This window comes from Halodurantibacterium daqingense (genome assembly GCF_042666235.1).
GTDB lineage: Bacteria > Pseudomonadota > Alphaproteobacteria > Rhodobacterales > Rhodobacteraceae > Halodurantibacterium > Halodurantibacterium daqingensis.
Genome location: NZ_JBHTFQ010000006.1, coordinates 218,868 through 241,999 on the forward strand (window position 1 = coordinate 218,868; position 23,132 = coordinate 241,999).

General features: G+C 67.2%; 18 protein-coding genes and 1 pseudogene. 12 read left to right on the forward strand and 7 right to left on the reverse strand.

The genetic code is table 11. The features are described from left to right. Positions 1–37: 37 nt before the first annotated feature. Complete coding sequence (locus tag ACFQXB_RS12665; protein WP_377404250.1) at positions 38–1,345, reverse strand: PQQ-like beta-propeller repeat protein; 1,308 nt, start codon at positions 1,343–1,345, stop codon at positions 38–40. A 61-nt stretch (positions 1,346–1,406) separates the two neighbouring features. Then, a complete protein-coding gene (locus tag ACFQXB_RS12670; protein ID WP_377404253.1) occupies positions 1,407–2,063 on the reverse strand; it encodes a tetratricopeptide repeat protein in 657 nt (218 codons plus the stop codon). 309 nt (positions 2,064–2,372) lie between these two features. Between ACFQXB_RS12670 and ACFQXB_RS12675 the strand changes: the two genes are divergently transcribed. The 7 genes from ACFQXB_RS12675 to ACFQXB_RS12705 all read left to right on the forward strand — a co-directional run bounded on the left by ACFQXB_RS12675 (position 2,373) and on the right by ACFQXB_RS12705 (position 12,765). Further along, positions 2,373–3,509, forward strand: coding sequence for an efflux RND transporter periplasmic adaptor subunit (locus ACFQXB_RS12675; protein ID WP_377404594.1), 1,137 nt, complete (start codon positions 2,373–2,375; stop codon positions 3,507–3,509). Next, complete coding sequence (locus tag ACFQXB_RS12680) at positions 3,506–7,036, forward strand: efflux RND transporter permease subunit (protein WP_377404256.1); 3,531 nt, start codon at positions 3,506–3,508, stop codon at positions 7,034–7,036. Before ACFQXB_RS12675 ends, ACFQXB_RS12680 begins: the two co-directional genes overlap by 4 nt. Positions 7,037–7,170: 134 nt before the next feature. Then, the gene (locus ACFQXB_RS12685; RefSeq protein WP_377404258.1) at positions 7,171–8,754 is read left to right on the forward strand and encodes an ABC transporter substrate-binding protein; all 1,584 of its coding nucleotides are present in this window, start codon (positions 7,171–7,173) and stop codon (positions 8,752–8,754) included. A 76-nt stretch (positions 8,755–8,830) separates the two neighbouring features. Continuing rightward, a complete protein-coding gene (locus tag ACFQXB_RS12690; RefSeq protein ID WP_377404261.1) occupies positions 8,831–9,814 on the forward strand; it encodes an ABC transporter permease in 984 nt (327 codons plus the stop codon). Between the two features lie 2 nt (positions 9,815–9,816). Continuing rightward, positions 9,817–10,782, forward strand: coding sequence for an ABC transporter permease (locus ACFQXB_RS12695; protein WP_377404264.1), 966 nt, complete (start codon positions 9,817–9,819; stop codon positions 10,780–10,782). Between the two features lie 10 nt (positions 10,783–10,792). Beyond that, positions 10,793–11,773 carry an ABC transporter ATP-binding protein gene (locus ACFQXB_RS12700; RefSeq protein WP_377404267.1) on the forward strand — a complete coding sequence of 327 codons (981 nt, stop codon included), beginning with the start codon at positions 10,793–10,795 and terminating at the stop codon, positions 11,771–11,773. Further along, positions 11,770–12,765, forward strand: coding sequence for an ABC transporter ATP-binding protein (locus ACFQXB_RS12705; protein ID WP_377404270.1), 996 nt, complete (start codon positions 11,770–11,772; stop codon positions 12,763–12,765). Before ACFQXB_RS12700 ends, ACFQXB_RS12705 begins: the two co-directional genes overlap by 4 nt. A gap of 168 nt (positions 12,766–12,933) precedes the next feature. On the opposite strand, the gene ACFQXB_RS12710 is transcribed toward ACFQXB_RS12705, so the two are convergent. Further along, positions 12,934–13,851, reverse strand: a complete 918-nt coding sequence (locus ACFQXB_RS12710) for a hypothetical protein (RefSeq protein WP_377404273.1) — start codon at positions 13,849–13,851, stop codon at positions 12,934–12,936. A gap of 247 nt (positions 13,852–14,098) precedes the next feature. Between ACFQXB_RS12710 and ACFQXB_RS12715 the strand changes: the two genes are divergently transcribed. After that, complete coding sequence (locus ACFQXB_RS12715) at positions 14,099–14,398, forward strand: hypothetical protein (RefSeq protein WP_377404276.1); 300 nt, start codon at positions 14,099–14,101, stop codon at positions 14,396–14,398. A gap of 8 nt (positions 14,399–14,406) precedes the next feature. Here ACFQXB_RS12715 and phnE (ACFQXB_RS12720) read toward each other — a convergent pair whose 3' ends face one another. From phnE (ACFQXB_RS12720) to phnC, 4 genes and pseudogenes are all read right to left on the reverse strand, one after another. Next, positions 14,407–15,705: a phosphonate ABC transporter, permease protein PhnE gene (gene phnE, locus ACFQXB_RS12720; RefSeq protein ID WP_377404279.1), complete on the reverse strand. Its 1,299-nt coding sequence runs from the start codon at positions 15,703–15,705 to the stop codon at positions 14,407–14,409. 1 nt (position 15,706) lies between these two features. Next, positions 15,707–16,555, reverse strand: a complete 849-nt coding sequence (gene phnE, locus ACFQXB_RS12725) for a phosphonate ABC transporter, permease protein PhnE (protein ID WP_377404282.1) — start codon at positions 16,553–16,555, stop codon at positions 15,707–15,709. Between the two features lie 75 nt (positions 16,556–16,630). Next, positions 16,631–17,536, reverse strand: a complete 906-nt coding sequence (gene phnD / locus ACFQXB_RS12730) for a phosphonate ABC transporter substrate-binding protein (protein ID WP_377404285.1) — start codon at positions 17,534–17,536, stop codon at positions 16,631–16,633. Between the two features lie 37 nt (positions 17,537–17,573). Further along, a pseudogene (gene phnC, locus ACFQXB_RS12735) lies at positions 17,574–18,384 on the reverse strand (phosphonate ABC transporter ATP-binding protein). 695 nt (positions 18,385–19,079) lie between these two features. On the opposite strand from phnC, the gene ACFQXB_RS12740 reads away from it, so the two are divergent. The 4 genes from ACFQXB_RS12740 (at position 19,080) to ACFQXB_RS12755 (ending at position 22,627) form a co-directional block, all read left to right on the forward strand. Beyond that, entirely contained in the window at positions 19,080–19,601 is a 522-nt protein-coding gene (locus tag ACFQXB_RS12740; protein ID WP_377404288.1) for a flavin reductase family protein, read from the forward strand. Positions 19,602–19,677: 76 nt separating this feature from the next. Then, positions 19,678–20,256 (forward strand): TRAP transporter small permease, encoded by a 579-nt coding sequence (locus ACFQXB_RS12745; protein WP_377404291.1) that lies wholly within the window; start codon positions 19,678–19,680, stop codon positions 20,254–20,256. Next, entirely contained in the window at positions 20,256–21,545 is a 1,290-nt protein-coding gene (locus tag ACFQXB_RS12750) for a TRAP transporter large permease (RefSeq protein ID WP_377404597.1), read from the forward strand. The genes ACFQXB_RS12745 and ACFQXB_RS12750 overlap by 1 nt, the downstream gene beginning before the upstream one ends. A gap of 23 nt (positions 21,546–21,568) precedes the next feature. Beyond that, a complete protein-coding gene (locus ACFQXB_RS12755; protein ID WP_377404294.1) occupies positions 21,569–22,627 on the forward strand; it encodes a TRAP transporter substrate-binding protein in 1,059 nt (352 codons plus the stop codon). Positions 22,628–23,132: the final 505 nt, after the last annotated feature.

Consider the following 23,132-nt stretch of genomic DNA (forward strand, 5'->3'; position numbering starts at 1 on the left):
CAAAGGGTTAAGCGGTTGCCCTTACACCGGTTCGGCCTCAGCGGAAAGCGTGAAGCTGACCGTTGCCGCCCACGACATACATCGTGCCGTTCACGACCACCGGATTGGCCGCGGCGCCGCCCGGGATCGCCACTTCGGTCACCAGACCGCCGGCGACGGGATCGAAGGCGCGCAGCATCCCGTCATTGCCCGCCAGCCACAGCCGCCCGCCGGCCAGGACCGGGCCGTAATGGGCCACGATCTCGTTCCGGCGGCGTTCGCGCGTGTCGGTGAAATAGGGCAGATCGGCCGCCCAGATCCGCGCCCCGCTGCTGGCGTCAAGCCGGACCAGCTGGCCTTCGTCCGACACAAGGAACAGTGAATCCCCGGCCGGCCAGACCGGCCCGTAGGCCCCTTCGCGCGCCGCCCAGCGTTGCGCGCCGGTGGCAAGATCCAGCGCCATGACGCGGCCCGAGGCATTGCCGACAAAGACCGTCTCGCCCTGCACGACCGGATCGCCGGTGATGTCGGTCACCCCCGCCCAGGCGCGGCCCGGGCGGCTGCCGGCCACCGTCGTGCCCCAAAGCCGGCTGCCGCTGTTGCGCAGCACCGCCACCAGTTCGCCGCTGGAATAGGGCAGCAGCGCCACGCGGTCGGTGACCGCAGGTGCCGGGCCCCCGACAAAGGCCGCCGTGGTCGGCGTGCCCGAAAGCTGCCAGCGTTCGCGGCCATTGGCGGCATCCAGCGCCCAGGCGGTGTTGTCAGCCGCCACGACATAGACCGTTCCGCCCGCGATCGTCGGCGCGGCGGTCACCGGCGCGGCAAAACGCTGCGTCCAGATCTCGGCGCCCGTGGCCGGATCAAGCGCGACAAGGCGGCCATAGCCGGTGGTGACGTAAAGCCGCCCCTCGCCATAGGCCAGCGCCCCGCCCGAAGCCCGGGGCGTGCGTTCGCCGGGCGGCGTCAGATCGCGCGACCAGAGTGTGCTGCCATCCAGCCCCGTCGCGGTGACGGTGGCGCGGGCATCAAGGGTAAAGACGCGGTTCGCGGCCACGACCGGATCGGCGGTGATGCGGAACTGCCGCCCCTCACCGGTGCCGATCGGCGCCGACCAGTAAAGCTGCGGCACCGCCGCGAAGGCCGGATGCTGAAGGCGGTGGGTGGCACTGCCGCCCCGCTGCGGCCATTCGGCATGGTTGACCTGCGCCGCCAGCGCGATCGGGCGCGCCACGTTCACCTCGGACAGCCGGACCTCCTGCCCGTCGCGCAGGGCAAGGCGTTCGCCGGGAAGAATGACTTCGGGTTCGCTGCAGGCGGTCAGTGTTGCCAGACCAGCCAGAGCCCCCAGGATATGGATCCGCTTCACCTTGCCTGTCCCTTCTTCAAGGCCCGGTCCATTGGCCGGGTGTTTTTGACTGCGCGCGGCCTCAGCCCGCAGCTTCGGGGTTTTCCCCCAGAACGACAATCAGCTGCATCGCGCGCCGGCGCAAGTTCGCCGTCAGGCCGGGCTCCTGCAGCACGTCGCGCAGAAGCGCGATGGCCGCATCGGTGTCGCCGGCCTCGATCCGCAACAGCGCCAGCTGTTCAAGCGCAAGCGGTCGGAACGGCTGCCCGGCCTGCGCAAGCCCCTGAAGCGCGGCTTCCCGCTCCTCGGCCGGCAGGTCCGCCCCGCCCAGCACCACGCGTTTCAGCATGGCGAGCTGGCGATAGCTTGCCGGCAGCGCGCCATCCGCGGCCACGGCATCGAGCGCGGCAAGCGCGGCGGCACTGTCGCCTGCCGCCATCGCCTCGGATGCCTGCAGAAGGGCGACCACGCCGCCCTGCGCACCCGTGGTCGGCACCTCGGCCAGCGCCTCGCGCCGGGCGTCGGGGGTTTCATGCAGAAGGGCGGCCAGAACCGAGTCTCCGAATGCCTCGGCCGCGGCGCGGTTCTGCGCCTTTTGCCATTCGTTCCAGGCGGCGGCCCCCACCAGCACCAGAATCAGCAGCACCGCAATCCAGCCATAGCGACGCAGGTAGCCGAACAGACGCTCGCGCCGGACCTCTTCGGTCACCTCGTCGATGAAACTTTCCGAATTGCTCACGCCGCTGCCTCCGCATCAATCGGCCCTGTCTTACACACAAGGGCCGCCAGTTGCCAAGCCCCGCCTGCCGTTACAGGCCCTGGAGGCCCCGCTTCCGGTGCAGCCGGGCGCGTTGCGCCGGGATGTTCCGCAAGGGCATCGGCACGAACCGGGACGCGCCCTTGTGCGCTGAACAGGCTGCGGGTAATCTGCCGCTGCGGACCGCACGTACAAGGTCTGTGGTCCCCAGCCGGAGACACCGCGTTTTCAGCAGATCCCGCCGGATTACCGACAGCCGCGCCAATCCGCCATGCCCGAGGTTGTGCCATGATGCGTTTCTTCCCGATCCTGACGGCCGTTCTGGTCACGATCAGCCTTTACCTGCTTGTGATCGAGCGGCCGCAGCTGATGCGGATGGCGCGGGTGGTGCCGCCCCCCGCGACCGAGCCCGCCCCGGCCGCTGCCGCGCAGCCCGGAACGACCGGCGCCAGCGAGCTGCCCGAAGGGCGGCTGGTCGGCGTGGTGGCGGCGCAGAGCACCGCGCGCCCGGTGGATACGGCCGTGCTGCTGCGCGGCCGGACGGAAGCGGCGCGCGCCGTCGAGGTGCGGGCCGAGACGACGGCGCAGGTGGTATCGGAACCGCTGCGGCGGGGGGCAATGGTCGCGGCGGGCGATCTCTTGTGCGAGCTTTCGCCCGGAACCCGCACCGCCGCCCTTCTGGAAGCCGAGGCGCGGCTGGCCGAGGCCGAGATCAACTTCCGCGCCGCCGATCAGCTTGCCGCCGGCGGCTTTGCCTCGGAAACCCGGGCCGCGGGGGCACGGGCCGCGCTTCAGACCGCGCAGGCCGCGGTCGAGGCCGCCCAGACCGAAATCGCGCGGCTGCGCATCACCGCGCCCTTCGACGGAACGCTGGAATCCGACGCGGCCGAAACCGGATCGCTGCTGCAGGCGGGCGGGCTTTGCGCGACGGTGATCCAGCTTGATCCGATCCGGCTGGTCGGTTTCGTGCCCGAAACCGAGGTGGCGCGGGTCGAGATCGGCGCCCCGGCCGGGGCGCGCCTTGTGTCCGGCACCGAGCTGCGCGGCACGGTCAGCTTCCAGTCGCGCTCGGCCGATCCGGCCACCCGCACCTTCCGGGTCGAGGTTCAGGTGCCCAATCCCGACCTGGCGATCCGCGACGGCCAGACCGCCGAGATCGTGATCGGGGCCGCCGGCGTGGGCGCCCATCTGCTGCCCGCCTCGGCACTGACGCTGGATGACAGCGGCCGGCTGGGCCTGCGCATCGTGACGGATGATCCCGCCGGCGGGCAGATCGCCGGCTTCGCGCCGGTATCGGTTCTGCGCGACAGCCCGCAGGGGGTCTGGGTCACCGGCCTGCCCGACAGTGTGGCGGTGATCGTGGTGGGGCAGGAATATGTCACCGACGGCACCCGCCTTGCCGTCACCTGGCGCGAGCTGCAGCCATGACCGGCATCGTCGATTGGGCCGCCGGCCGCGCCCGGATGGTGCTGGCCTTCATCGTCCTGTCGCTTGCAGCCGGGGCGATGGCCTATGTCGGCCTGCCCAAGGAGGGCGAGCCGGATATCGAGATCCCGGCGCTGTTCGTCTCGGTCCCCTTCCCCGGGATTTCGGCCGAGGACAGCGAAACGCTGCTGGTGCGGGTGATGGAGACCGAGCTTTCCGATCTTGACGGGCTCAAGACCATGTCGGCCACCGCCTCGGAAGGCTATGCCGGCATCGCGCTGGAGTTCGAGTTCGGCTGGAACAAGTCGGAAACCATCGCCGATGTCCGTGACCGGATGAACCGGGCCGAGGGCCGCTTTCCCGCCGGCTATGACAGCTATTCCATCAATGAAATCAACTTCAGCGAATTTCCGATCATCATCGTCTCGCTGTCGGGGGCACTGCCCGAACGCACGCTGCTGCGCGTCGCCAAGGAGCTTCAGGACCGGATCGAGGCGATCGACGCGGTGCTTGAGGCCAAGCTTGCCGGGCACCGCGATGAAATGCTCGAAGTCATCATCGAGCCGCTGCGGCTGGAAACCTACAACGTCACCGCGCCCGAACTCATCAGCGTCGTCACCAACAACAACCGCCTGATCGCCGCCGGCGAGATCGAAACCGAAACCGGCGCCTTCGCCGTCAAGATCCCTGCCTCGTTCAAGACGCCGCAGGATATCTATGACCTGCCGGTCAAGGTCAGCGGCGACAGCGTGGTGACGCTGGGCGATCTGTCCGAAATCCGCCTGACCTTCGAGGACCGCACCGGCACCGCGCGGTTCAACGGCGAAACCACCGTCGCGCTGCAGGTGGTCAAGCGACGCGGTTTCAACCTGATCGATACCGCCGCCCTGGTGCGCGAAACCGTCGCCGCCGCCGAGGCGGGCTGGCCCCCCGAACTGCGTGACGCGATCAGCGTCGAAACATCGCTGGACCAGTCGACGAACGTGGCAAGCATGGTCGCGCAGCTCGAAGGCTCGGTCATGACGGCGATCGCGCTGGTGATGATCGTGGTGCTTGCGGCCCTGGGCACCCGTTCGGCGCTGCTGGTCGGCTTTGCGATCCCGACCTCGTTCCTGCTGACCTTCGCGCTGTTCGCGGTGATGGAGGTGTCGGTGTCGAACATCGTCATGTTCGGGCTGATCCTGGCCGTGGGCATGCTGGTGGATGGCGCGATCGTGGTGGTGGAATATGCCGACAAGCGCATTTCCGAAGGCGCGGGCCCGATGACCGCCTATACCCAGGCCGCCAAACGCATGTTCTGGCCGATCGTCGCCTCGACCGCGACGACGCTTTGCGCCTTCCTGCCGCTGCTGTTCTGGCCCGGCGTCGCGGGCGAGTTCATGGGCATGCTGCCGGTGACGCTGATCTTCGTGCTCTGCGCCTCACTGATCGTGGCGCTGATCTATCTGCCGGTGATGGGCGGGGTGATGGGCAGGATGTCGCGCGCCTTTGCCCGGGCTTCGGCGCTGCTGCTGCCGCTGCACTGGCCGATCCGCGTCGGGCTGGTGATCCTTGCACTGGGGCTGAGCTTCATCGGCGCCATGCAGGCGCTGAACCCCAGCTACCTGACCGGCGGGGTGCGCGCCTCGGCCGGGCCGATGGCGGCGCTGCCGGGGATCGTGCTGTTCGTGGCGGGGATGGTCCTGTCCTCGATCACGCTTGGGGCGCTGGGCACGTCCCGCGCCCCCCGGCGGCTGCGCGGCGGCTATCGCCGCAGCCCCTTCGGGCATGTCGTGGCCTTTCTCACCACCAATCCCGTGATGCCGGTGGTGTCGATCCTGGGTGTCTGTGCCGTCGTCGTGGCCACTTTCGTCTTGTTCGGCCAGAACAATCGCGGTGTGGAATTCTTCGTGGAAACCGAGCCGGAACAGGCCATTGTCCATGTCCGGGCGCGCGGCAACCTGTCGCTGCCCGAAAAGGATGCGCTGGTGCGGCAGGCCGAGGCGCTGGTGATGGGCACCGAGGGCGTGGCCAGCGTCTTTGCCTTCGCCGGCGACGGCGGGCTGAACCAGAACACCGGCGGCAGCGCCGCCCCCCGCGACACGATCGGCCAGATCCAGATCGAGCTGACCCCCTGGGAGGACCGCGCCCGCCAGCCCGATCTGGATGGCAACGCGATCCTTGACCGCCTGCAGGCACGGCTGGACGCCCTGCCCGGAATCCGCACCGAGATCACCGAAATGACCATGGGCCCCGGCTCGGGCAAGCCGGTCCACCTGCGCCTGAAGGGCGAGAGCTGGGACGCGCTGAACGCGGCAACCGAAACGGTGCTGGCACGATTTGCCGAGACCGAGGGGCTGATCGACATCGATGACACCCGCCCCCTGCCCGGGATCGACTGGCAGATCGACGTGGATGTGCAGCGCGCGGGGCGGTTCGGCGCCGATGTGGCGACCGTTGGCGGGATGATCCAGCTGATCACCCGCGGGCTGCTCCTGGACACGATGCGGGTGGACAGTTCCGACGAGGAGATCGAGATCCGCGTGCGCCTGCCCGAGGACGACCGGCTGCTGTCAACGCTCGACACGCTCAAGCTGCGCACGGCCGAGGGGCTGGTGCCGCTGTCGAACTTCATCACCCGCGCTCCGGTGGCGCAGCTGGGCCGGATCGACCGTGTGGACCAGCAGCGCTACTATGACGTGCGCGCCGATGTGGCGCCGGGCCTGCTGAACGCGGCCGGCCGCCCGATCAATGCGAACGAGCGGATCGACCACCTGACGGAATGGCTGAGCGGCGATGTGCTGCCCCCCGGCGTAAGCTGGGAATGGACCGGCGACCAGCAGGACCAGGAGGAAAGCGGCGCCTTCCTCGTCCAGGCCTTCGCCGGGGCGCTCGGGCTCATGTTCATCATCCTGCTGGCGCAGTTCAACAGCTTCTACAACGCGGTTCTGGTGCTTCTGGCGGTGGTCCTGTCCACCACCGGCGTTCTGATCGGCATGCTGGTGATGGGCCAGACCTTCTCGATCATCATGACCGGCACGGGCATCATGGCGCTGGCCGGCATCGTGGTGAACAACAACATCGTGCTGATCGACACCTACCAGGAATACGCGCGCTACATGCCGCGGCTCGAGGCGATCGTGCGCACCGCCGAAAGCCGGATCCGCCCGGTGATCCTGACCACCGTGACCACGATGGCCGGGCTTGCGCCGATGATGCTGGGCATCAGCCTTGATTTCATCAACGGCGGCTACACGATCGACAGCCCCACCGCGCTCTGGTGGAAGCAGCTTGCGACGGCGGTCGTGTTTGGCCTGGGAATCGCCACGGTGCTGACGCTGATCTTCACGCCGGCACTGCTCGCGCTCAGGGTGTGGCTGTCGATCGGTGCTTACCGCTCGGTTGCGGGGCTGCGGGCGCTGTCGCTTGGGCGGGGCAGCCGCGCGGCCCGCGATCTGGCCTTGCAGCGCGCCGCAGCCCGCAGCAAGGCCCCGGAAATCCTGTGGGAAAGCACCGAACAGCCGCAAATTCCGCTGCGTGCCGCCCAATGACGCGGCGTTTGCCCTCTGCTGCGGCACGACTTGACCGTATGGACAAAATTAGTATTTGAACCGCCCTACGAAAGCGGGTTTGCTGCACCTATGAGTGGCGGACCGCTGCCACCAACCAACAGGGAGACGACCAGATGAACAAGGTGATGATGGGCCTCGGTGCGGCGCTGCTGAGCTCGACCATGATCGTGAGCGCGGCAAGCGCCGAGACGCTGCGCTGGGCGCGCGCCTCGGATGCGCTGACGCTGGATCCGCATTCGCAGAACCAGGGCGTGACGCATAACTTTGCCCACCACATCTACGAAACGCTGGTGGACCGTGACAGCGAAGGCACGCTGCAGCCCCGCCTGGCAACCGAATGGTCGCTCAAGGAAGACGATCCGACGGTCTGGGTCTTCAAGCTGCGCGAAGGCGTGACCTTCCACGACGGCGCCGAGTTCACCGCGGAAGATGTTGTCTTCTCGCTTGACCGCGCCCGTTCGGAAAAATCGAACATGCGCCAGCTGCATGTCGAAGTGGCCGAAGTGCGCGCCGTGGACGACTATACCGTCGAAGTGCAGATGACCGGCCCGGCGCCGCTTTACCCCAACAACCTCACCAACACCTTCATCATGGACAAGGACTGGTCCGAGGCCAACAACGTGGTCGAGGTGCAGGACTATGCCGCGGGCGAAGACAACTATGCCGTCCGCAACACCAACGGCACCGGCCCCTACATCCTGCAATCGCGCGAAGTGGACGTGCGTTCGGTGCTGACGCTGAACGAAAACCACTGGGCCGAGGAAACCCCCCAGGTGACCGAGATCGTCTATCTGCCGATCGCCGACAACGCGACCCGTATCGCCGCGCTGCTGTCGGGCGAGGTTGATCTGGTTCAGGACGTGCCGGTGCAGGACATCGACCGCCTGCAGAACACCGCCGGCATCAAGATCGAGACCGGGCCTGAAAACCGCGTGATCTACTTCGGCTACCGCTTCGGGGACGAGCCGCTGGCCTCGTCGAACATCACCGACCGCAACCCCTTCAACGACCCGCGGGTGCGCGAGGCGATGGAGCTGGCCGTGGACCGGGATGCGATCGCGCAGGTCGTCATGCGCGGCCAGGCCATCCCCACGGGCGTTGCCAACCCGCCCTTCGTCGCCGGCTGGACCGAGGAACTGAACGCCTATCCCGCCGTCGATCTGGACCGCGCGCGCGAACTGATGGCCGAAGCGGGCTATGAGAACGGCTTTACCGTCACGCTCGACACGCCGAACAACCGCTATGTCAACGACGAGGCGATCAGCCAGGCCGTTGTCGGCATGCTGGGCCGGATCGGGATCAACGTGACGCTGGCCTCGCGGCCCGTGGCACAGCACTCGCCGCTGGTCACCAGCAACCAGACCGACTTCTATCTGCTGGGCTGGGGCGTTCCGACCTTCGATTCCGCCTATGTCTTCAACGACCTGGTACACACGAAGGAAGGCAGCTATGGCGCCTATAACGGCGGTCTCTACTCGAACCCGGAACTGGACGAGAAGATCCGGTCGCTGGGCACCGAGACCGACCTCGACGCCCGCGCCGAGACCGTGGCCGAGATCTGGGAAACCGTGAAGGCCGAGCGTGTGCTGCTGCCGATCCACAACCAGGTTCTGGCCTATGCGATGCGCGACAACATCACGCTGCCGGTTCACCCGGAAAACCAGCCGCTGATGATCGACGCCACCTTCTCGAACTGATCCTGACGATCTGACGGCCGCCGCGTCCGGTTCACCCCGGGCGCGGCGGTTCTCCTTTTCAGCAGCGGAGTGTGCCATGCTGGCCTTCATCATCCGACGACTGGCACAATCGGTGCTGGTCATGCTGTTCGTCGCACTTATTGCCTTTGTCGTGTTCCGCTACGTGGGCGATCCGATCGCCAGCATGGTTGGCGTGGAGACACGGCTTGACGAACAGGAAATCATGCGCGAACGGCTGGGCCTGAACGATCCGGTGATCGTGCAGTTCCTGCGGTTCATCGGCAATGCCCTGCGCGGCGAATTCGGCATTTCCTACCGGTTGCAGCAACCCGTGACCGAACTGATCCTGAGCCGCCTTCCCGCAACGCTGGAACTGGCCTTCGCCTCGGCCTCGATCGCGCTGGTCTTCGGGCTGACGCTGGGGGTGTTCACGGCGCTCAAGCCGCGCAGCGTCGCCACCGCCTTCATCATGGCGGTTTCGCTGATCGGCGTGTCGCTGCCCACCTTCCTGATCGGGATCGGGCTGATCTACATCTTCGCGGTCGAACTGGGCTGGTTCCCGTCCTTCGGGCGCGGCGCGGTTGTCGATCTGGGCTGGTGGCGGACCGGGCTTCTGACCGAAAGCGGCCTGCGCTCGCTGGTTCTGCCCGCGATCACGCTGTCGCTGTTTCAGCTCACGCTCATCATGCGGCTGGTCCGGGCCGAGATGCTGGAGGTGCTGCGCACCGAATACATCCGCTTTGCCCGCGCCCGTGGCCTGAGCCAGCGCGCGATCCACTTCGGCCATGCGCTCAAGAACACGCTGGTGCCGGTCATCACCATCACCGGGCTTCAGCTTGGCTCGGTCATCGCCTTCGCCATCGTCACCGAAACCGTGTTCCAGTGGCCGGGGGTCGGCTCGCTCTTCATCGTGTCGGTGCAGGTGGTCGATGTGCCGGTGATGGCGGCCTATCTCATGTTCATCGCGCTGGTCTTCGTGCTGATCAATCTCATCGTCGATATCCTCTACTACGTCGTTGATCCCCGCTTGCGGGTCGATGCCGGCGGCACAGGAAAGTAACCATGACACATCCCACCCAAGCCACGCAGGCGCCGATCGCGCCGCCCAAGCCCAAAGGCAGGCTCAAGGCGGCGCTGGACAGCGACATCTTCTATTCCTGGCGCCGGTCGCCGGTGACCATCCTTGCCACCATCGTTGCGCTGTCGCTGATCCTGATGGCGGTGCTGGCGCCCTGGATCGCCCCCTACAACCCCTTCCACCCGGCCAGCCTGAACCTGATGGACGGCTTCACCCCGCCGATGACCGAAAGCCCCTTTACCGGCAACACCTTCCTGATGGGCGCCGACAACCAGGGCCGCGACGTGCTGTCGACCATCATGTATGGCAGCCGGATCTCGCTGTTCGTGGGGGCGATGGCCACGGCCTTCGCGATCACGCTGGGCGTGTCGCTGGGCCTGGTCGCGGGCTATAACGGCGGCGCGGTCGATGGCGTCATCATGCGGATCGCCGATATCCAGCTCTCGTTTCCCGGCATCCTGATCGCGCTGCTGATCTTCGGCATCGCGCGCGGCGTGATCCCGGCGAACCAGCAGGAAAGCATGGCGATCTGGGTGCTGATCGTGGCCATCGGCCTGTCGAACTGGGCACAGTTCGCCCGGACGGTGCGTGGCGCGACCATGGTGGAACGGCAGAAGGACTATGTGTCGGCCGCCCGCATCATGGGGGTGCATCCGATCCTGATCCTGATCCGCCATGTCCTGCCCAACGTGCTGGGCCCGGTGCTGGTGATCGGAACGATCGGCCTCGCGCTGGCCATCATCGAGGAGGCGACGCTGTCCTTCCTTGGCGTGGGCGTGCCGCCGACTCAGCCGTCGCTGGGCACCTTGATCCGGATCGGGCAGCAGTTCCTGTTCTCGGGCGAATGGTGGATCCTGTTCTTCCCGGCCATCACGCTGATCCTGCTGGCGCTTTCGGTCAACCTTCTGGGTGACTGGCTGCGCGACGCGCTGAACCCGAAGCTGCGCTGAGGGGATCCAGATGACACAGCCCCTTCTTTCCGTCCGTGACCTGACGGTCGAGTTCCCGACCCGTCACGGCATCCTGACCGCCGTGCAGGACATCAGCTTCGACATCATGCCCGGCGAGGTGCTGGGCATGGTGGGCGAATCCGGCGCCGGCAAATCCATGACCGGCGCCGCCATCATCGGCCTGATCGACCCGCCGGGCCGCATTGCCCGCGGCGAGATCTGGCTGGGCGACAAGCGGATCGACAACCTTCCGGCGGACGAGATGCGCAAGATCCGCGGCCGCCGGATCGGCATGATCTTCCAGGATCCGCTGACCTCGCTCAACCCGCTCTACCGTATCTCGGATCAGCTGATCGAAACGATCCGCACCCACCTGCCGCTGTCGGCCGGGGACGCGCGCAAGCGCGCGATCAAGCTTCTGGATGACGTGGGCATCCCCGACGCCAGCCGCCGGATCGACGATTATCCGCACCAGTTTTCGGGCGGGATGCGGCAACGGGTGGTGATCGCACTGGCGCTGTGCGCCGACCCCGAACTGGTGATCGCGGACGAACCGACCACCGCGCTGGATGTTTCGGTTCAGGCACAGATCATCGACGTGATGAAGGAAATCTGCGCCGACCGCGGGGCGGCCATCATGCTGGTCACGCATGACATGGGGGTGATCGCCGAAACCGCGGACCGCGTGGCGGTGATGTATGCCGGGCGCCTGGCCGAGCTTGGCCCGGTCGCCGCCGTCATCAAGGACGCCAAGCATCCCTATTCGCAGGGGCTGATGGGCGCGATCCCGAAGCTGGGGCAGCATCTTGACCGGCTGGTGCATATCCCCGGCTCGATGCCCCGGCTGAACGCGATCCCGAAGGGCTGCGCCTTCAACCCGCGCTGCCCCAAGGTCTTTGACAAATGCCGCAGCCACCGCCCCGCCGCGTCGGAAATCGAACCCGGCCGGCGCGCGGCCTGCTGGCTTTACCCCGGAGTGACCGAAGCATGAGCGACACCCTTCTGGAAGTGCGCCACCTGTCCCGGCGCTTCGACGTTTCTGCCCCCTGGCTGAACCGCAAGATCGAGGGCAAGGACAAGGTCTATGTCAACGCGGTCAAGGACGTGTCCTTCACCGTCAAGCGGGGGGAAACCTTCGCGCTGGTCGGCGAAAGCGGATCGGGCAAATCCACCATCGCGCGGCTGATCGTGGGGCTTCTGAACCCGACCGAGGGCGAGATCGTCTTTGACGGCACCTCGCTTGCGCGCGGGCTGAAGGGGGCCGAGGCGCGGCGCCTGCGCCGGCGGTTCCAGATGATCTTCCAGGATCCGCTGGCAAGCCTCAATCCCCGCTGGCGGGTGACCGACATCATCGCCGAGCCGCTGCGCGTGTTCGAGCGCGGCATGAACGACCGCGCCCGCCGCCTGCGGGTGGGCGAGCTGCTGACGCTTGTGGGTCTGTCGCCCGAGGACGGGGTGAAGTTCCCGCATCAGTTCTCGGGCGGGCAGCGCCAGCGTATCGCCATCGCCCGGGCGCTGGCCGCCAAGCCCGAGTTCATCGTCTGCGACGAACCGACCTCGGCGCTGGATGTGTCGGTGCAGGCGCAGATCCTCAACCTGATGAAGGATCTTCAGGATGAGTTCGGCCTGACCTATGTGTTCATCTCGCACAACCTCCAGGTGGTGCGGCACATGGCCGATGACATCGGCGTGCTTTACCTTGGCCGTCTGGCCGAGGTGGGCGAGGCCGAGGCGCTGTTCCAGCATCCCCAGCATCCCTACACGCGGATGCTGCTGGACGCGGTTCCCGATATCGAGATGACGGGCCGCCGCCGCAAGAAGGTGGAAGGCGAGATCCCCTCGCCCATCGATCCGCCCCCCGGCTGCCCCTTCCACCCGCGCTGCCCCTTCGCCAATGACCGTTGCCGGAGCGAGGTGCCCGGGCTGACCTGGCGCGGCGACCAGGCCGCCGCCTGCCACGCGGTCGAGGAAGGCCGGATCTGACCCGATCCCGGCGCGCCTCCGCCCCGATCTCGGGCGGGGGCGCCCTGTGGCGGCACACGACGGCCGGGATCGCCGGCGCGATCCTGCCGCCTGCCCGCCTCTGCCAGCCCGCAGGGCCTGCCGCAACGATATCCTGATCCCCTGGCGCGCATGTCAGGCGGCGCCGGATCAAGGGCCTTCGTTACGCGCGGCCGATCGGGAGCCCTCTGCGCGCAGCGCCTGCCATTCCCCCCGGCGCGCCAGCATCTGCGCGTGGAAATGACGATAGAGCGCCATGTCGCGCGGGTTTCGCGCCTCGATCCGCGCGCGCAGGGCGGGCGTGAGCTCGACGCGGTTTTCGGGCAGATCCGCCGTGGGCCGCAGATGCGCCCTGGGGAAGCTGTCCCTGCCGTGACAGCGCATGAGAATGTTGAAGGACATGGGATACATCTCGTGAATGCCGACCAGCGCATAGCGGCGCTCGATATGGGCGATCCCCTCGTCCAGCGGCACGTCCCGGCCGACCAGCATCTCATACATCTTGTCGGTTTCATCTTCGCGGTCGAGGTAGTGCTCGATCGTCGGGCAGGCGCGGCGGAAGGCAAGATAGGGCGGATGCTGCGGCGTGCACTGATAACGGAAATCGGAAATCACCCGTGCGACCGGCGCGCGCAGGAACGTGAAGAAGAACGCCTGCGGAAACAGCGCGAACAGCCGATCCATATGCTCGCGGTAGAGATGCCCCGAAAGGCAGCGCACCCTGTCGGGCTGATAGGCGACAAGCGCCCGGTCAAGCACCTGGTGCATCTCGGTCCGCAGCGCGGGAATCAGCGTGGCATAATCGAGTTCCGGGTCGCGGAACCGCTCATAGTCATTGTGCAGCGACATGTAGTTGCCGGGATGGCGCTGAAGCTCGGCCACCATCGATGATCCGGCGGTCTTGTTGATGTGCTGGAACACGGTCAGCCCCCGCGCCTGCCCGGTGGCGATGGCCTCGGCCAGCGGTCCCTGCGCCAGCAGGTTGCGCGGCTGCGGCAAGGTTTCCGCCCCGAAGCGTTCTGCCGGGCCGGCTTCGGCTTGGGGCGCGACCCCGCCATGATCGGACACTGGCCCTTCGGGACCAGCGGTTTCTGAACTGGACTCTCGCATCACGAACTACCTTGTCACACGCCCCCTGTCTGCGCGGAGCAGAGGCCCGCGTCAACCGGCCCGCAAGGCTGATCCTTCTGCCCGCCCGCTGCCCGCACCCTCGGCGCCGAAACACGACTGAACAAGACGTGTTTTTTATCTTGATTAACACGACAAAGCTGCTAGATATTATAGACAGACGCCACCCGGCAGAAGGATCAGGATCATGACCTTGCACGCAGATGTTTCACAGACGCCGCGCCGCCCTCGGGGGCTGATCGCCGTCGCTGGCGCCGGAATGCGCAGGCTGCTGGGCCGGCCCCTTCCGGCCCCCGCCAGCCCCACGCCGCCGGCCTGGCAGCTGGTGACCGATGGTGCCAAACCTGGCGGCTTGAGCGATGATGCCCAGGTTCGGCTGCTGGTGGTCAACGGCAATGACTATGCGGGCCACTATGTCTCGGGCCGCGCGGGCTGCCTTGATTGGACAAGCGCCTATGCCTGGATCCGCGTTCCGGCCCCGCACTAGGGGGCGGTTCAACTGCCCCGGATCAGCCGGCGCCGCAGCCAGCCCGAGACCGCGTCCATCGCCATGACCATCAGCACGATCAGCACGATGTAATAGGCGACCTGTTCCCAGTCCTTCTGGGTATTGATCGCCTGGGTCAGGAAAAGGCCGATGCCCCCGCCCACGATCGCGCCGATGATCGTCGCGCTGCGGGTGTTGGATTCGAAGTAATACAGCACCTGGCTCAGCAGCACCGGCATCACCTGCGGGATCACCCCGAAGCGGTAGCGCAGCGCCGCATTCGCCCCGGTGGACCGGATGCCCTCGACCTGGCGCCTGTCGGTGTTCTCCAGCGCCTCCGAGAACATCTTGCCGAAGGAGCCGCTGTCGGTGATCAGGATCGCCAGCGCCCCGGTCATCGGGCCGGGGCCGAAGGCGCGCGCCAGAACGATGGTCCAGATCAGCGCATCGACCCCGCGCACGAAGTCGAACACCCGCCGCAGGCCGAACCGCACCATCCAGGCGGGCGTGAAGTTCCGCGCCGAAAGGAAGGCCAGCGGCAGCGCGATCATCGCCGCGCCCAGCGTGCCGAAAAACGCCATCAGCACCGTTTCCCCCAGCGCCCAGAACACGTCCCCGTGCCGCCAGACGCGGTTGTTCAGGAAATCGCGCAGCATCGCCGGCGCCTCGCCCGACAGTGCTGCCTGCGCCAGGGCGGCGGCGCCCTGTCCGTGGAACGGGCTGTCGAGACTGAACCAGAACATCTCCCAGCCGAAGAAATACCGGAAAAGCTCGACCTTGGTGCGGGTCACGGTCAGTCGTGCGCCATCCAGCTGCACCACCAGCCGCTGGTCCGAGCGGTTGACCCGCGCCGGGTCAAGCGGCGGCAGTTCGGCCTGAACACCGTCGCGCGTGGGGCGGGCCTCGATCACCGCGCCATCGGCAAGCGTGATCCGCACGCCCCCTTCGGCGATCCGCGCGCTTTGCCCCCGGCCCAGATCGACATCCGCCGTGCCCTCGCCCAACCGGACCCAGTCGGGCGCGGTGCCTGGGGGATAGGCGCCCTTGACCTCGCCCTCGATCGCAACCGAGATCGCGCCGCTGCGCGCATCCATCGTTACATGCGTCTTGTGTGACCAGCTGTCGGCCATGATGATCCGCGCATTGTCCAGACGTGCCCGCTGGGCCAGCCCCGCCACGTCGAAGGCGAAGAACACATAGACCAGATAAACCAGCACCAGGCCAGGAAGGCCAAAGCTGACCAGGCGCTTGCGGGTGAACAGCCGGTCGATATCGGCACGCAGGTCCGGGGTGGCAATGGCGGTCATGTCAATGCTCCACGCTGGCAAGGCGGTTGCGGTAATGGCTGGATATCTGATCGACGATCACGATCGTCACGAACAGCAGCAGGAAGATTGCCGCGGCCTGGTCGAAGCGCCCGGGCCCCCAGGTCATGGCGTTGCGCAGGTCATAGCCGATGCCGCCGGCGCCGACGAAGCCGAGGATTGCCGAGGCGCGGATGTTGATCTCGAACCGCATCAGCGCATAGCTCAGGAAGTTGGGCGCAACCTGTGGCATCACCGCAAACCACATCCGCTGCCCCCAGCCCGCCCCGACCGAGGCCAGCCCCTCGACCGGGCGCAGATCCGCATTCTCGGCCACCTCCGAAAACAGCTTGCCCAGCGCCCCGGCCGTATGCAGCGCGATGGCGATCATGGCCGGCACCGGCCCGCCGCCCAGAATGAAGATCAGCACCAGCGCGATCACGATTTCAGGCACCGCGCGCAGGATGTCCATGATGCGCCGGAACAGCGGGATCGCGCGGGGCCAAAGCGCCAGCCCGCGCGTGGACAGAAGCGCGAACAGCGTCCCCAGCAGCGCCCCGAACAGCGTCGAGGCGGCGGCGATGTTCACGGTTTCAAGCAGCGAGGGAAAGAAGCCGACCAGAAGCCCCGGCAGACGGTCGGCCTTGGCCCAGGCTTCGGCGATCAGCCCGCGCGGAAAATCGCCCAGCTGCCGCAATCCGTTCAGGAAGCCGCCGGCATTGCGGCTTTCCAGGATATCGAAGGCCGCGATCATCATCAGCGCGAAGACCAGCAGCAGCAGCCCGCTGTAAAGCCTGCGCCGCCGCGTCAGCGCCAGATAGTCGCCACGGATATCGTTGGTGAGATCGGCCATGCCCTGCCCTTTCCGCGCTGCCCGGTCGCAGCAAAAGGGCCGCAGGTTTCCCCGCGGCCCGGCACTCGCTACGGGTTACTGCGCTGCGGCCTTGCGCGCCTCGACGATCGAGACATAGGCCTCGTGGGTGATCGGCTGGACGCCCAGCGCCTCGCCGGCAAGCACGCCATAGGCACAATCGGGATCAAGATAGGGCAGCGACGCGGTCAATCCGGTGACCAGCGCCTTGGTATGCGACGGCAGATCCTTGCGCACCACGATCGGGCCTTCCGGGATCGGCTTGGATTTCCAGATCTCGACGATGTCGTTCATGTCGACGATGCCGGCATCCGAGGCCCGGCGCAGCGCACCGGAATTGTAGCCGTCCAGCCAGTCGCCCAGACCATCCGCCCAGGTCACGCCCGCGTCGATATCGCCATTGGCAACCGCCACGATGGTCTGTTCATGCCCGCCGGTAAAGACGATGTCGCGGAAATATTCGCCGGGGGTCATCGAATAGCCCTCGTCCGGGATCTCGACCAGCGGGATCAGATAGCCGGAAGTGGAGTTCGGATCGCCAAAGCCGAAGGTCTTGCCCTCCATGTCGGCAAGGCTCTCGATCCCGCTGTCGGCGCGGGCAAAGCCGATCGAGTGATAGGCGTAGGAGCCATCGAGGTTCACCTTGACCAGCACCGGTTCCACCGCGTCCGGGTTTTCCAGATAGATCGCCGCATAGGCCGAGGCGCCAAGCCAGGCCATGTCAAGCGTGCCGCCCAGCAGGCCCTGGATCACGCCGTTGTAGTCGGCGGCGGTGAACAGCCGGGTCGGAACGCCCAGAAGCTCTTCGGTCTTGGCGCGGAAACACTCGTTCGAGTTCATCCGGTCCTGCGCGTTCTCGCCGCCCAGAAGGCCGATGCGGAACTCGGTAATGGCCTGCTCTTGCGCCTGGGCGGCGCCAGCCAGCGCCACGGTCGTCGCCATAAGGGCAGCGATCTTCTTCATCTGTGGATACTCCGGGGTTAAGAAAACGGGGGTCGGTTCACGCGGGAACCGGGGGACGCCAGGCGGTCTCCAGCGTTTCAAGGCTGGTCGAGGTTGCCGCCTCGCTGAAGCTTTCGTCGGCGCCATAGATGTCGCGGGCCACGCCGGTGGTCAGTTGCGCAGGGGTGCCGTCAAAGACGATCCGGCCTGCCCGCATTCCGATCACCCGGTCGCAATAGCGCCGTGCCGTGTCCAGCGTGTGCAGGTTCGCGATGACCATGCGCCCGTCCTCTTCGTGAATGCGGCGCAACGTATCCATGACGATCTGCGCATTCATCGGGTCAAGGCTGGCGATCGGCTCGTCGGCAAGGATGATCCGGGGGTCCTGCATCAGCGCCCGCGCGATGGCCACGCGCTGCTGCTGGCCGCCCGAAAGCGCCTCGGCCCGTTTCGCGGCCTGTTCGGCGATGCCGAGCCGGTCCAGGATGTCGATGGCCCGGTGGATGTCACTGCGCGGAAAAGAGGTTGAACATCGCGGCCAGCGTCGAGCGGCGGTTCAGCGTCCCGTGCAGCACGTTCGAGACCACATCCATCCGCGGCACGAGGTTGAACTGCTGGAAGATCATCGCGCATTGGCTTTGCCAGGCGCGTTTTTCCGCCCCGCGCAAATCCAGGATGTTGCGCCCGTCAAAGCGGATCTCGCCCGAGGTCGCGTCCGTCAGCCGGTTCATCATGCGCAGCAGTGTGGACTTGCCCGCCCCTGACCGGCCGATGATCCCGATCATCGCCGGCCTTTCGACCACGAATGTCGCGTGATCGACCGCGATGTTCTGACCAAAGATCCTGGTGACGCCTTGAACGCTGAGCATGTGCCCCCCTTCGTGGTTCGGGGGACTCCTATGCCTGCGGGATCACGGCATCGTTACGCTTTGGCGAAGATTTCGTGACAGAAGAACCTGATGATCGGGGCCCGCATCGCGCCCGCACCGCGACCTGGGGCGGCCGGCATATCCGGACATGACCGCCGCAGAAACGCCGTGCCGCGCCAGCGGGGCGGCACAGAGGCCGAAGGGCCGTCGCGACCGGCAGCCCTGGCGGCGGATCGGGCGCGCGGCCGCAGGCGCGGCGATCTGGCGATGCGCGCGTCCGGCGCAGCCCCTGCCCGTGGAAATTCGGCCGGATGACTGGATATCGTCGCAGACGGGCATAGGTTCCAGAAGGCGCAACCGGATCGAACCCAGCCCGTGACCCACGATGCCTACAGAAACGGCGATCTGTCCCTCCTGCGGGAACCGGATGGCGCGCGGGCCTTCCGGCCGCCTGCGGGAGCGGGGCGGCCGCCCTGCGCCCGTCGCGCCGCGCAGCCGCCCCGCAACAGGCGCGATATATCTGACCGCGCCGCTGCACGGGCATGGCGTCTTGCGCAACCGGCGGGTATCAGTGCAGGTCTGGGCGCCGATGGACCCGACTGCATCCGCCGCGCCGGCGTGGTGTCGAAGGTCAGCGTGAGCCATGCGGCCCCGGTCGGATTTTCCGCACCGGGCCGTGAACAGGGGGTGCCGTAATGCCGGACGGAGGGTACGGCGTGAGCGACGAGAGTTTTGTTCCGGGCCCGGCGACCGCGCGCGTCTTTCGGGATGCGCTGGGGCGGTTTGCCACCGGTATCACCGTGGTGACCGCCGGGGGCGATGCGGGACCGGTCGGGCTGACTGCGAACAGCTTTGCCAGCGTGTCGCTTGACCCGGCGCTGGTGCTCTGGTCGCCGGCCAAATCGTCCAGCCGCTTTGAAAGGTTCATGAGCGCGCGCCAGTATGCCATTCATGTGCTGGCAGCGGATCAACATGCGCTCTGCCGGCATTTCGTGCGCCCGGGGGCAAGCTTCGAGCTGCCGGGCATCGCCTTCAGCGATGCCGGAACCCCGCTGCTGGCCGGTTGCCTTGCGCGGTTCGAATGCGAACAGGTGGCTGCCCATGATGCAGGCGATCACGCGATCATCGTGGGCCGGGTGCTGCGGGCAAGCCTCCGCCAGGGCGAGCCGCTGGTGTTTTCCGCCGGCCGCTATGGCAGGTTCCTGCCCGAGGGCTGAGCCCGGACGAACGACCGCGCCGGCCATTGGCCTGCGCACACCGGCTGTCAGGCCGGTCAAGGCGGGAGAGGGCGCCATGGGCGTGTTGCTGCGGCTTCTGACGCCGCTGAGGATCACCAACGACATCCTGCTGGCCGCAGGCCGGGCCCTGGGCATTCTTGCAGTGGCGGCGATGGTCGCGGCAATCCTGCTGCAGGTCTTCTTCCGATATGCGCTGAACAACGCCCTGCCCTGGCCGGACGAGGCGGCGCGGTTCCTGATGCTCTGGATGACCGGGCTGATGGCGCCGACCGCCTTGCGCCGTGGCGGGTTCGTGGCGATCGACATGGGGGTGCGGATGCTGCCGCCCCGCATCGGGGCGCTGCTGTCGCTGGCACTTCTGGGGTTGATGATGGCGGTGCTGGTCGTGGCCTTCCGCATCGGCTGGTCCGAGGTCACCGGCATCGGCGGCCGCTTCACCACGACCTCGCTTTACTATCCCACCGGCGCGGGCTGGGCCAAGGTGCCCCGCGCCTGGATGATGATGTCGCTGCATGTGGGGGTCTGCCTCATGCTTCTGGTCAATGCCGAGCTGATCCTGCGCGGCATCATCGCGCTGGCGGGCGGGGCGGCACGGCTGCCGCCCATTCCCGGTGCCACGGCGGGGGCGGAATGATGCTGGTGCTGTTCCTGCCGCTGTTCCTGCTGTTCCTGATGATCGGCCTGCCGGTGTTCTTCGGCCTCGTCGCGGCGCCGGGGCTCATGCTCTGGCTCAACGGGCAGGAACGCGACATCGCGCTGCTCTACCGCAATGTCTACAACGGCATGGACAGCTTTCCGCTGATGGCGATCCCGTTCTTCATGCTGGCGGGCGAGCTGATGAACCGCGCCGGCATCACCCTGCGGCTGGTCGAGTTTGCGCAGGCGCTGATGGGCCATCTGCGCGGCGGGCTTGCGCATGTGAACATCCTGTCGTCGATGCTGTTCGCAGGGCTTTCCGGCTCGGCGGTGGCGGATACGTCGGCGCTTGGGTCCATGCTGATCCCCGCGATGGAAAAGCAGGGCTATACCCGCCGCTTTGCCGCCGCGATCACTGCCGCAAGTTCGGTGATCGGGCCGATCATCCCGCCCTCGGGCATCATGATCATCTATGCCTATGTGATGGGCGAAAGCGTGGCGGCGCTGTTCATGGCCGGCATCGTGCCAGGCATCCTTGTGGGGCTGGGGCTGATGGTCATGGTCAAGATCATGGCCGAGCGCCACGACTTTCCGGTTGCCACCCGCCGCCACAGCTGGCCCGAACGCGGCCAGGCCAGCCTCAGGGCCTTTTTCCCGCTGATGACGCCGGTCATCATCCTGGGCGGCATTCTGGCCGGCATCTTCACCCCAACCGAGGCCGCTGCGGTCGCGGTGGCCTATGCGCTGCTGATCGGGCTGTTCGTGCTGCGCACGCTGCGGCTGCGCGATCTGCCCGATGTGCTGGGCCGGGCCGGGCTGACCTCGGCGGTGGTGTTGTTGCTGGTGGGCGCGGCGATGGCCTTCAAGACCGTCGTGAGCCTGTCACATGCGCCCGAGATACTGGCCGGCGTCATCCTTGGCCTGTCGGAGAACCCGCTGATTCTGCTGTTCCTCATCAACCTGCTGCTGTTCGTGGTGGGAATGTTTCTGGATGCGGGGCCGGCGATCATCATCCTCGGGCCGATCCTCGGGCCGATCTTCACCGCGATGGGCGTGGACCCGGTGCATTTCGCGATCATCATGAGCGTGAACCTGACCGTGGGCCTTGCCACACCGCCCATGGGGCTGGTGCTGTTCGTCGCCTCAAGCGTATCGGGCGCGCGGGTGGAGCATATCGCCCGCGCGATCCTGCCCTTCCTTGCCGTCGAGATCGCGGTGATCTTCCCCATCACCTATGTCCCCGCGCTTTCGCTGACGATCCCGCGCCTTGCGGGGTTCCTGAACTGACCTGAGACAACAGGGAGAAAGACATGCCCAAGACACGGATCGGATCGCTTCTGCTGGCCGCGGTGATATGCGGCGCGGCGGGCATGGCTGCCGCACAGGACCATACCCTGCGCGCCACCGCCAATTCAAACACCGACGACGAGGATTACGACGGCCTCGTGGTGTTCAAGAAATACGTCGAGAATGCCTCGAACGGCCGGATCGCCGTCGAGATCTTCATGGGCACCCAGCTCTGTGCCACGGGCGAGGAATGCCTGCAGGGCGTGGCCGATGGCTCCATCGACATCTACATGGCGACCTCGGGCGGGGCGGCGGGGCTGTTTCCCTATATCCAGGTGCTGGACCTGCCCTATCTGATGAATGACGACCGTATCGCCGAACATGTGCTGTCGGGCGATTTCGTGCGCTATCTGCGCGACCGCGCGCTGGAGGACAGCGGCGACACGATCCGCCTGATGACGGTCGGCAATACCGGCGGCTGGCGCAGCTATGCCAACACCCGCCACCGGGTGCAGACACCGGCCGATCTGGCCGGGCTCAAGCTGCGCACCGTGCCTGCCGACCTGCCGCAGGTGCTGACCACCGGGCTTGGCGCCGCGCCCACGCCGATTCCCTGGCCCGAGCTGTTCACCTCGTTGCAGACCGGGGTGGTGGAAGGCACCGCGAACGGTATCACCGACATCATGAACATGAAGTTCACCGATGCCGGGCTCAAGTATCTGACGCTCGATCAGCACAGCTACATGGGCGCCTTCTGGTGGATGTCGAACGAACGGTTCCTCTCGCTGCCCGAGGATCTGCGCCAGGTGGTCGTGGACGGGTTTCATGATCTTCAGCAGGCCACCTTCGCCAGCCCCAAGCGCAAGGAGATCGCTGCCTATGAGGCCTTCGTTCAGGCCGGCGGCGACCTTTACGTGCCGACCGCCGAGGAAAAGGAGGCCTTCCGCACCGCCGCCGCCCCCGCCTTCGACTGGTTCACCGCCAACGTTCCCGATGGTGCAGAGGTTCTTTCCCGATTCGAGGCCGCGATTGCCGAGGCAGAAGCCGAGGTGGGCGCCGCACGGGCGGCAGATCTGAACTGAGCCCGCCCGGGAGAGCCACCCGCCGCAGGCCGGACCCGGCATTCCCGATCTGGCCGGCACGGCCCGTCCCTCTTGGCCCCCGGGCCACGGCCGGGCGCGCATCAGGCGGGCCGCCGCCGCGCCCCAGACGCGGCGAGATGCGCTTCCGGGCCGAAGCGGGGCGGCGGCACCCTGCCCTGCCCGGCGGCCGGTTCGCGGGTGCCCGCGCTGCATGACGCCGCGGCGCGAGTGGGGCCTCGGGCGAAACCCGGCGCCTGGGCACCGACCGGAGCGCCCTTCGCGGCCCCGAGCGCCGCGCCGCCCGGACGCGGGCACGGGCCTGCTCGCCGTCAGCTTGCGATGCGCGCGGGCGGCGCAGGGCTGCGGGCCCTCGGGCAGGACGCCGCGGCGCCCTTTCCCGGCCGAGACCTGAAAGCGCCCGGCCGGTCAGCTCGCCCCCCCCGCTCCAGGCCGCCGCCGATGGCCGCCCTGCAAGGCGCGTCATGCCGCCCCGGCGATCGGGGCG